9 protein-coding genes and 1 pseudogene are annotated in these 10852 nt (G+C 68.9%); all 10 read left to right on the plus strand.

The annotated features are described in order from the left end of the window. Positions 1-65: 65 nt before the first annotated feature. Entirely contained in the window at positions 66-557 is a 492-nt protein-coding gene (gene nuoI, locus VGT80_RS06005) for an NADH-quinone oxidoreductase subunit NuoI (protein ID WP_327453842.1), read from the plus strand. 96 nt (positions 558-653) lie between these two features. Beyond that, a pseudogene (locus tag VGT80_RS06010) lies at positions 654-1271 on the plus strand (NADH-quinone oxidoreductase subunit J); the annotation flags it as partial. A 95-nt stretch (positions 1272-1366) separates the two neighbouring features. After that, positions 1367-1675, plus strand: a complete 309-nt coding sequence (nuoK, locus tag VGT80_RS06015) for an NADH-quinone oxidoreductase subunit NuoK (RefSeq protein WP_327453844.1) — start codon at positions 1367-1369, stop codon at positions 1673-1675. Positions 1676-1685: 10 nt separating this feature from the next. Continuing rightward, complete coding sequence (gene nuoL / locus VGT80_RS06020) at positions 1686-3770, plus strand: NADH-quinone oxidoreductase subunit L (protein WP_327453846.1); 2085 nt, start codon at positions 1686-1688, stop codon at positions 3768-3770. 16 nt (positions 3771-3786) lie between these two features. Next, entirely contained in the window at positions 3787-5274 is a 1488-nt protein-coding gene (locus tag VGT80_RS06025; RefSeq protein ID WP_327453848.1) for an NADH-quinone oxidoreductase subunit M, read from the plus strand. Positions 5275-5281: 7 nt separating this feature from the next. After that, a complete protein-coding gene (gene nuoN, locus VGT80_RS06030) occupies positions 5282-6712 on the plus strand; it encodes an NADH-quinone oxidoreductase subunit NuoN (RefSeq protein ID WP_327453850.1) in 1431 nt (476 codons plus the stop codon). Position 6713: 1 nt separating this feature from the next. Continuing rightward, positions 6714-7451 carry a biotin--[acetyl-CoA-carboxylase] ligase gene (locus tag VGT80_RS06035; RefSeq protein ID WP_327453852.1) on the plus strand — a complete coding sequence of 246 codons (738 nt, stop codon included), beginning with the start codon at positions 6714-6716 and terminating at the stop codon, positions 7449-7451. Positions 7452-7460: 9 nt separating this feature from the next. Beyond that, positions 7461-8240: a type III pantothenate kinase gene (locus VGT80_RS06040; RefSeq protein WP_327453854.1), complete on the plus strand. Its 780-nt coding sequence runs from the start codon at positions 7461-7463 to the stop codon at positions 8238-8240. Beyond that, positions 8241-9923, plus strand: a complete 1683-nt coding sequence (locus VGT80_RS06045; protein ID WP_327453856.1) for a ribonuclease J — start codon at positions 8241-8243, stop codon at positions 9921-9923. It begins immediately after the preceding gene. Between the two features lie 60 nt (positions 9924-9983). Continuing rightward, positions 9984-10852, plus strand: an 869-nt coding sequence (locus VGT80_RS06050; RefSeq protein ID WP_327453858.1) for a CoA transferase, incomplete at its 3' end; no start/stop codon positions are given.

Raw genomic sequence — 10852 nt, forward strand, 5'->3', positions numbered from 1 at the left:
AACCTGGTGCTGAAGAGCGGCGATCCGAGCTGGATGGGCAACTACGCCTGCGAGAGGAAGTGAGCATGTTCCAACGCATCGGACAGGCGGTGAAGGGCGCGGCGCTGCTGGATTTCGCCGGCGCCTTCATGCTCGGCATGAAGTACATGATCGCGCCCAAGCACACGGTGCAGTATCCGCACGAGCGCAATCCGCAGAGCCCGCGCTTCCGCGGCGAACATGCGCTGCGCCGCTATCCCAACGGTGAGGAGCGCTGCATCGCCTGCAAGCTCTGCGAGGCGATCTGCCCGGCCCAGGCGATCACCATCGAGGCCGAGCCGCGCGCCGACGGCTCGCGGCGGACGACCCGCTACGACATCGACATGGTCAAGTGCATCTACTGCGGCCTGTGCCAGGAGGCCTGCCCGGTGGACGCCATCGTGGAAGGCCCGAACCTCGAGTTCGCCGTCGAGACCCGCGAGGAGCTCTATTACGACAAGGAGCGCCTGCTGGATAACGGCGACCGCTGGGAGCGGGAGATCGCGAAGAATCTGGAACTGGACGCGCCCTACCGATAAGAGGGCGGCGCGATTCCGCTGAGCTGAATGGACGATCCCGCGCGCGCTCAACGAGGCCGCGGGAAGAGCGTAATTCGAGGGGTTGAGAAGAGCCGGATGGCCCTGCAGGCGATCGCATTCTACCTGATGGCGGCGGTGACCATCGCCTCGGGATTCGCCGTGGTCTCGGCGCGCAACCCCGTGCACTCGGTGATGTTCCTGATCGCGGCCTTCTTCTCGGCGGCCGGCCTCTTCGTGCTGATGGGCGCGGAGTTCCTGGCGATGCTGCTGGTGGTCGTCTACGTCGGCGCGGTCGCGGTGCTCTTCCTGTTCGTGGTGATGATGCTGGACGTGGACTTCGCCGCGCTGCGCCAGGGCTTCGCCCGCTACATGCCGCTGGGCGGGCTGGTCGCCGGCGCGCTGGCGGTCGAGATGGTGGTGGTCTCCACGACCGTCGCCACCCAAGGCGCCGCCCGGCTGAACGACACGCCCATGGCCTCCGGCGTCCATCCGGCGATCGGCGTCACCAACGCCGAGGCGATCGGGCGGGTGCTCTACACCCAGTACATCTACTTCTTCCAGGCGGCCGGCATGGTGCTCTTGGTGGCGATGATCGGGGCCATCGTGCTCACCCTGCGCCACAAGCCCGGCGTGCGCCGCCAGGTGATCGCCGACCAGGTCGCCCGCAGCCCGAAGAGCGGCATGCGCGTGGTCTCGCTCAAGCCGGGCGAAGGGACGGAGCCGGCGCCCGCCGCCCCGCCCCCGGCGCGTCGGGTTCCAGGAGCCAAGGCTGGCGCAATCGGCCGCAGCGCCAAGGGGAGCGCGGGACGATGACCATCGGGCTGTCGCACTACCTGGCGGTCGCCGCCATCCTGTTCACGATCGGGGTGTTCGGAATCTTCGTGAACCGCAAGAACATCATCGTCATCCTGATGAGCATCGAACTCATCCTGCTGGCGGTGAACATCAACCTCGTCGCCTTCTCGGTCTATCTCGGCAATGTGGTGGGCCAGGTGTTCGCCATGTTCGTGCTCACCGTGGCCGCGGCCGAGGCCGCCGTGGGCCTGGCGATCCTGGTCACCTTCTTCCGCAACCGCGGCGACATCTCCGTCGACGACGCCTCCGTGATGAAGGGCTGAGCCTCCGCGCATGTCACCGCAACTGCTCGTCACCATCATCCTGTTCGGCCCGATCATCGGCGCCGCCATCGCCGGCCTGTTGGGCCGCAGGATCGGTGATGTCGCCTCCATGGCGATCACCACCGGCCTGCTGTTCCTGTCGGCGATCCTGTCGTGGGACGTCTTCGCCCAATGGACCTGGGGCGGGCTCGCGCCCTTCACGGTCACCTATGCGCCGTTCATCCAGGTGGGGAATTTCGTCTCCAACTGGAGCTTCCGCCTCGATGGCCTGTCGGCCGTCATGCTGGTGGTGGTGACCACCGTCTCCTCGCTCGTGCACCTCTATTCGTGGGGGTACATGGCCGAGGATGACTCGAAGCCGCGGTTCTTCAGCTATCTGTCGCTGTTCACCTTCGCCATGCTGGCGCTGATCAGCGCCTCGGACTTCATGCAGCTGTTCTTCGGCTGGGAAGGCGTCGGGCTGGCCAGCTATTTGCTGATCGGCTTCTGGTTCAAGAAGCCCACCGCCAACGCCGCGGCGATCAAGGCCTTCGTGGTCAACCGGGTCGGCGACTTCGGCTTCGCGCTCGGCATCATGACCACCTTCTGGGCGTTCGGGACGATCCAGTTCGCCCAGCTGTTCCCGATGATCGCCGCCCATGCCCACCAGGGCTGGGCCTTCGCCGGCCAGAACTGGAACCTCGTCGATCTCGCCTGCACGCTGCTGTTCGTGGGCGCCATGGGCAAGTCGGCGCAGTTCTTCCTGCACACCTGGCTGCCCGACGCCATGGAGGGCCCGACGCCGGTCTCGGCCCTGATCCATGCGGCGACCATGGTGACGGCGGGCGTCTACATGGTCTGCCTGCTGTCGCCGATGTTCGAATTTGCGCCCATCGCCAAGACCATCGTGGTGTTCATCGGCGCGCTCACCGCCCTGTTCGCGGCCACCGTCGGCATGACCCAGAACGACATCAAGCGGGTGATCGCCTATTCGACCTGTTCGCAGCTCGGCTACATGTTCATGGCCGCCGGCGTCGGGGCCTACCAGGCCGGCATGTTCCACCTGTTCACCCACGCCTTCTTCAAGGCGCTGCTGTTCCTGGGCGCGGGCTCGGTGATCGCCGGCATGGCGCACGAGCAGGACATGCGCCGCTATGGCGGGCTGGCGAAGTACCTGCCGGTCACCTTCGCGGTGATGACCATCGGCACCATCGCCATCACCGGCCTGGGCATTCCCGGCCTGGAGCTGGGCTTCGCCGGCTTCTACTCCAAGGACTCGATCATCCACGCCGCCTACGCCGCCGGCCAGGCAGGCGACGCCATGGGTTATTTCGCCTTCATCATCGGGGTCTTCGTGGCGCTGCTCACCGCCTTCTATTCCTGGCGGGTGGTGTTCTTCACCTTCAACGGCCACGCCCGCTGGACCAGCGAAGACCTCGAGCACCACTGGCACAACCGCGACCACGACGCCCACGCCCACGGGCCCGACGACCACGCCAGCCCCGCCCAGGCCGAGACGCATTCCGAGCCGGACCACGGCGGCCACCAGCACCGGCCGCACGAGAGCCCCTGGACCATGCGCCTGCCGCTGATCGCGCTCGCCATCGGCGCCATCGGCGCGGGCTATCTGTTCGAGGAGAAGTTCGTCGGCGCCGAGCAGCACGAGTTCTGGCGCGGCGCGATCTTCACGGCTGCGGGCAACCATGTCCTCGCCCCGCTGCACGCGCCGCTGCTGATCGTCCAGGCGCCGCTGATCGCCGCCGTGACCGGCCTGCTGGTCGCCGTCTACATGTACCTGATGCACGAGGGCATGGGCGCGCGCCTCGCCGCCCGACGCGGCCCGCTCTACCTGTTCTTCTACAACAAGTGGTTCTTCGACGAGCTCTATGACGCGACCTTCGTGCGCGCCGCGCGCATCCTGGGCGACCTGTTCTGGAAGGGCGGCGACCAGAAAGTCATCGACGGCCTGGGTCCCGACGGCGTCTCCGCCGTCTCCTACGCCGTGGGCCGCCGCACGGGCCTGCTGCAGACCGGCTACGTCTACCACTACGCCTTCGTGATGCTGCTGGGCGTCGCGGGCCTGCTCACCTACGCCCTCTGGGCGTGGAACCACTAGGGGAGGGACGGGACACATGACCGGCATCCTGTCGCTCATCACCTTCGCCCCCCTGGTGGGGGTGCTGGCGATCCTCGTCCTGCGGCTCTTCGGCAGGCCGGAGGACGCGCGCACGGTCGAGGCCGCCAGGTGGATCGCGCTCGTCACCACGGTCGCCACCCTGGCGCTGTCGGTGCTGCTGGTCGCCCAGTTCGACCGCGCGACCTCGGCCTTCCAGTTCGTCGAGGATCAGCCCTGGTTCGCGGGCCTGCACTATCGGATGGGCGTCGACGGCGTCTCGGTGCTGTTCGTGCTGCTGACCGCCTTCCTGATGCCGATCTGCATCCTGGCCTCGTGGAAGTCGATCACCGTCCGCGTGCTCGAATATATGATCGCCTTCCTGCTCCTGGAGGCGCTGGTGATCGGCGTCTTCTGCGCGCTCGACATCATCCTGTTCTACGTCTTCTTCGAGTTCGGCCTGGTGCCGATGTTCCTGATCATCGGCATCTGGGGCGGCCAGCGGCGGGTCTATGCCGCCTTCAAGTTCTTCCTCTACACCCTGCTGGGCTCCGTCCTGATGCTGGCGGCCATCCTGGGCATGATCGGCATCTCGGGCACCAGCTCCATCCCGGTGCTGATGACCTATCACTTCGACCCGGCCATCCAGACCTGGCTGTGGCTGGCCTTCTTCGCCTCCTTCGCGGTGAAGATGCCCATGTGGCCGGTGCACACCTGGCTGCCCGACGCCCACGTGGAGGCGCCAACCGCGGGCTCGGTGATCCTGGCCGGCATCCTCCTGAAGATGGGCGGCTACGGCTTCATGCGCTTCAGCCTGCCGATGTTCCCGCAGGCCTCGCAGCTGTTCACGCCGTTGATCTTCGCGCTCAGCGTGATCGCGGTGATCTACACCTCGCTGGTCGCCTTCCGGCAGACCGACATCAAGAAGCTGATCGCCTATTCCTCGGTGGCCCACATGGGCCTGGTCACCATGGGCATCTTCTCCGGCAACGTCGTCGGCGAGCAGGGCGCGATCTTCCAGATGCTCAGCCACGGGGTGATCTCCGGGGCGCTCTTCCTCTGCGTCGGCGTGGTCTACGACCGCATGCACACCCGCGAGATCGCCTTCTACGGCGGGGTGGTGAACCGGATGCCGATCTATGCGGCGGTGTTCATGCTGTTCACCATGGGCAACGTCGGCCTGCCGGGGACCTCGGGTTTCGTGGGCGAGATCCTGTCGATGACCGGCGCCTACCGGGCCTCCACCTGGACGGCGATCCTCGCCACCACGGGCGTGATCCTGTCGGCGGTCTATATGCTGAGCGTCTACCGCCGCGTGGTGTTCGGCGAGCTGACCAACGCCAAGCTTTCGGCGATCACCGATCTCGACTGGCGCGAGGTGGTGATCTTCGCACCCCTGGTCGCGGCGACCCTCTATCTGGGCGTCGTGCCGTCGTCGGTCTTCAACATCACCCAGGCCTCGGTCGACCACCTGACCCAGGCCTACCGCGCGGCCATCGGGGGCTAAGTCGCAGATGAACTTCTCCGCCGATCTCGCGGTCGCCTATCCGGAACTGATCTTAGGCGTCGGGGCCCTGGTGCTGCTGGTCTGGGGCGCCTTTGCGCCGAAGATGTCGATGGTCATCGGCGCGGCCGCGGTGCTGGTGCTGATCGGCGCGGCCGTGGCCGCCGCCACCCAGCCGTTCGGCAATGCGTTCTCGGGCGGCCTGGTGTTCGACGCCGGCGCCGCCTTCGCCAAGGTGGCGATCTATGTGGCGAGCGCGGTCTGCGTGCCGCTCGGCCAGCGCTGGTTCGCCCGCCGCGGGGTGCACAATTTCGAGTTCCCGATCCTGATCCTGATCGCCGCGCTGGGCATGGGGATGATGGCCTCGTCCGGCGACCTGATCTCGCTCTATGTCGGTGTCGAGCTGCAGTCCCTGGCGCTCTACGTCCTGGCCGCCATGCACCGCGACGACGCCAAGGCCTCCGAGGCGGGCCTCAAGTACTTCGTGCTGGGCGCCCTGTCGTCGGGGCTGCTGCTCTACGGCGCGAGCCTGATCTACGGCTTCGCCGGCTCGGTGGTATATTCGCAGATCGCGCTCGCGGTGCATGGCGGGGCCCATGTGGGCGTGCTGTTCGGCCTGGTGTTCCTGATCTGCGGCCTGGCCTTCAAGGTCTCCGCCGCGCCCTTCCACATGTGGACGCCGGACGTCTACGAGGGGGCGCCCACCCCCGTTGTGGCCTTCTTCGCGTCCGCCCCCAAGCTCGCCGCCATGGTGTTGTTCGCCCGCGCGCTGGGCCAGGGCTTCGCCGGGGCTGCGGTGCAGTGGCAGCAGATCCTGGTGGCGCTCGGCCTGATCTCGGTGGCGGTGGGCGCGTTTGCCGGGCTTGCGCAGACGAACCTCAAGCGCCTGTGGGCCTATTCCTCGATCGCCAACGTCGGCTACGCCCTGCTGGGCCTGGCCTCGGGCACGGCCGAGGGCGTGCAGTCGATGCTGGTGTTCATGGTTCTCTACATGATCGACGTGACAGGCTTCTTAGCCTGCCTCGCGGCCCTGTCGCGCAAGGGCCGCGCGATGGAGACGATCGACGACATGGCCGGGCTGATCAAGGAGCAGCCGGGCATAGCGCTGGCCATGACCGCCTTCTCGCTCTCGGCGCTGGGCCTGCCGCCGTTCTCCGGCTTCTGGGCCAAGGTCTATGTGTTCAAGGCCGCGATCCACGCAGGGCTCGGCGTCGCGGCGGTGACCGGCCTGGTCGGCTCGGTCGTGGCCGCCTTCTACTACCTGCGCCTGATCAAGGTGATGTGGTTCGACGCCGGCGCCGGCGCCACCGACAAGCCGCCGGCCGAGGCCCGCGTCATCGCCGTGGCCCTGGCCCTGTTCACCTTCCCGGTCGTCATGGCCGCGCTGCACTGGCTGGACCCGCTCGCCGCCACCGCCGCCCGCGCGTTTGGCCTCGCCTAGGTTGGCGGCCCACCCGCCGGTCGAAGCCTACGACGAGCTCGACTCCACCAATGCCGAGGCGCGGCGGCGCGCCGAGGCCGGGGCGGAAGGTCCGGTCTGGATCACCGCCGCCGTGCAGACCGCCGGCCGCGGCCGCCGCGGGCGGGCCTGGTCCACGGAGCGCGGCAACCTCGCCGCCACCCTGCTGATGACGACCGACGCGCCGCCGGTAGAGGCCGCGCAGATCTCCTTCGTGGCCGCCCTGGCGGCCGCCGACCTCGCGGAAGCCTGCCTCGGCCCGGGCGTGGCCCGCCTGAAGTGGCCCAACGACGTGCTGGTCCATGGCAGGAAGGCGGTCGGCATCCTGGTGGAATCCGGGGCGCGACCGGACGGCGGCCTGTGGCTCGCGGTCGGCATCGGGGTGAACCTGGCGCATGCGCCGCAGAACCTCGAGCGCCCCGCGACCGCCTTCGCCGAGCACATGGGCGAGCCGCCCGAACCGCCGGCCGCGCTGGAGGTGCTGGCCGCCCGCTTCGAGGTCTGGCGCCGGGCCTGGACCGCCGAGGGTTTCGCGCCGATCGCCCGGGCCTGGACCGAGCGCGCCGCGGGCCTGGGCCAACGGTGCGAGGCCAGACTGCCCAGCCGAACCGTGACCGGCATGGCCGAGGGTCTCGATCCGGACGGCGCCTTGCGCCTGCGGCTGGACGACGGGTCGCTGGAGCGGATAACGGCGGGCGACGTGTTCTTCGGGGAAGGGTAGAAGGCGCCCATGCTGCTGGCCATCGAGCAAGGCAACACCAACACCCTGTTCGCCGTGCACGACGGCGAGCGGTGGACCGCCCAGTGGCGCTCGGCCACCCATTCCAGCCGCACCGCCGACGAATACGCCGTGTGGCTGTCGCAGCTGCTGGCCATGGCCGGCCTGCAGATGGGCGTGTTCGACGGCTGCATCATCTCCAGCGTCGTGCCGCAGTCGATCTTCAACCTGCGCAACCTCGCCCGCCGCTACCTGCACGTGGAGCCCATGGTGATCGGCGAGAACGTCGACCTCGGCATCGAGGTGCGGATCGAGAAGCCGTCGGAGGCCGGCGCCGACCGGCTGGTCAACGCCATCGGCGCCCATGTGGTCTATCCGGGCGACTTGATCGTCATCGACTCAGGCACCGCCACCACCTTCGACGTGATCGCCGCGGACGGCGGCATGGAGGGCTGCGCCATCGCCCCGGGCATCAACCTGTCGATGGAGGCGCTGCACCAGGCCGCGGCCAAGCTGCCGCGCGTGGCCATCCAGCGCCCGCGCGGCAACACCGCCATCGGCAAGGACACCGTGGCGGCCATGCAGGCCGGCGTGTTCTGGGGCTACATCGCGCTCATCGAGGGCCTGGTGGCGCGCATCAAGGCCGAATGGGGCAGGCCCATGACGGTCATCGGAACCGGCGGCGTGGCCTCGCTCTTCCATGGCGCGACGGCCTCGATCGACCACTTCGATCCCGACCTGACGATCCGCGGCATGCTGGAGATTTATCGCCGGAACACGGCGAAGGCTTAGATGGCGAAACCCAGACCCGACGACGAGCTCGTCTTCCTGCCGCTCGGCGGGTCGAACGAGATCGGCATGAACTTCAATCTCTACGGCTTCGGGCCGCCGCACGACCGGCGCTGGATCGTCGTCGACCTGGGCGTGACCTTCGGCGACCAGACCACGCCCGGCGTGGAGATCATCCTGCCGGACCCGACGTTCATCGAGGCGCACGCCGACCGCATCCTGGGCATCGTCCTGACCCACGCCCACGAGGATCACATCGGCGCCGTCGCCTGGCTGTGGCCGCGCATCAAGGCGCCGATCTACGCCACCCCGTTCACCGCCTTCATCCTGCGCGAAAAGCTGCGCGAGGCGGACCTCCTGGACGAGGCCGAGATCACCGAGGTGTCGCTGGGCGGCAAGATCTCGCTGGGGCCCTTCGAGCTGGAGCTGATCACGCTCACCCACTCGATCCCCGAGCCCAACGGCCTGGCCATCAAGACCCCGCTGGGGGTGATCCTGCACACCGGCGACTGGAAGATCGATCCCGACCCCCTGCTGGGCGGGCCGACCGATATCGACGCCATCCAGAAGCTCGGCGACGGCGGCGTGCTGGCCATGGTCTGCGACTCGACGAACGTCTTCGTCGACGGCCGCGCCGGCTCCGAGGCGGAGGTGCGCGCCAAGCTGATGCCGCTGATCGCGGGCCTCAAGGGCAAGGTCGCCGTCGCCTGTTTCGCCTCCAACGTGGCGCGCATGGACTCAGTCTGCCACGCGGCCGAAGCCGCTGGGCGGCGCATCTGCCTGGTCGGGCGGTCCATGCGGCGGATGTCGTCGGCCGCCAAGTCCGTGGGCCTCATGGAGGACCTGCAGCCGTTCCTCGAGGAGAGCGAGGCGGGCCGGTTCCCGCCGGAGAAGGTGCTCTACCTGTGCACCGGCAGCCAGGGCGAGCCGCGCGCCGCCCTGTCGCGGATCGCCGACGGCACCCACGCCCACGTCAAGCTGGGCGCGGGCGACAGCTGCATCTTCTCCAGCCGCGTGATCCCCGGCAACGAGATCCCGATCCGCAACCTGCAGAACAAGCTCGCCGACGGCGGGGTGCGCCTCTACACCGAGCGCGACCATCCCGGCATCCACGTCTCCGGCCACCCGTGCCGCGACGAGCTGGCCGACATGTACCGCTGGGCCCGGCCGCAGATCGCCGTGCCGACCCACGGCGAGCGCCGCCACCTCCTGGAACACGCCGCCTTCGCCCGCGACCTGCAGGTCCCGCAACAGGTGACGCCGCGCAACGGCGACATGGTCCGCCTGGCGCCCGGCCGCGCGGAGATCATCGACGAGGTTCCCTCGGGCCGGCTCTATGTGGACGGCGGCGTGCTGACGCCGGAGAACGGCGAGGCGCTGCGCGAGCGCCGCCACGCGGCCTTCAACGGGGTGCTGGCGGTTTCCGTGGCGCTGGACGGCCGCGGCAAGATCGTTTCCGGCCCCCAGGTCCGCGCGCTCGGCCTTCCTACCGACGAGGACTATCCGCTGGACGACGTGCTCGACGATCTGGCCGAGGAGGCCGAACAGGCGCTCGGCCGGCTAAAGGGCGAGCAGCGGGAACTGGACGAGGAGATCGAGACCGCCATGTCGCGCGCCGTGAAAAAGGCCAGCCAGCGCATCTGGGGCCGCCGCCCGGTCGTCGAGACCACGGTGCTGCGCATCTGACCGGTTGCCCGCGCCCGCCGCGCCGGGTTTGATGGCGGGGCCTCAGGGGAGACCTCGCGCGTGACCGCCTACGCCGGCATCCGAATCGCCGATTTCAGCCAGGGCGTGGCCGGGCCGATGGCCGCCATGCTGCTGGGCGACTTCGCGGCCGAGGTGGTCAAGGTCGAGCCGCCGGGCGGCGACCGGATCAGGGACCAGCCGGGCTACCTCGCCTTCAACCGCAACAAGCAGGTCCTGACCCTCGATCTGGAGAGCGCCGACGGGCTCGCCGCGGCCCGCGCGCTGGTGGCCGGCGCCGACGTGGCGATCTTCGATCATCCGCCCGGCCGGCTGGAGGCGTTCGGCCTCGATGCGGCCACGCTGGGCGCCGCCAACCCGGGCCTGATCCACGCCTGGATGCCGCCCTATGGGACTGAGGGGCGCTGGAGCGATCTGCCGGCCCGCCACAGCCTGCTGGCGGGCCTGACCGGCATGGCGTTCAAGCAGGGCGCCTACGCAGACCAGCCGGTGCATCTGGTGCTGCCCGTCGCCTGGTATGGCCAGGCGGTGATGGGGGCGCTGGCCATCGGGGCGGCGCTGCATGAACGCAGCCGCAGCGGGCGAGGCCAGGGGCTGGTCATCAGCGGCCTGCACGGGGTCTCGGAGGTGTCGGGCCCCTCGCGGGCGCTGGAGCTCCCGCCGCTGCCGCGCGGCATCCCGCCGGGCGCCAACCCGCGCTACCGGCTCTACCAGTGCGCGGACGGCCAATGGTTCTTCCTGGGCACGCTGTTCACCAACTTCTACCGCAAGGCCTTCGAGGTCATCGGGCTGGAGGACGCCTTCGAGGCCTTCGAGGTCGACATGGTCGCCGCCCGCGACCTCTTGATCGAGATCTTCGCCAGCCGGCCGCGCGACGAGTGGCTGGAGCTGCTGCGGGCCAATGACGTGCC

Origin of the sequence: Phenylobacterium sp. (assembly GCF_035944335.1) — a bacterium.
Classification (GTDB): Bacteria; Pseudomonadota; Alphaproteobacteria; order Caulobacterales; family Caulobacteraceae; genus Phenylobacterium.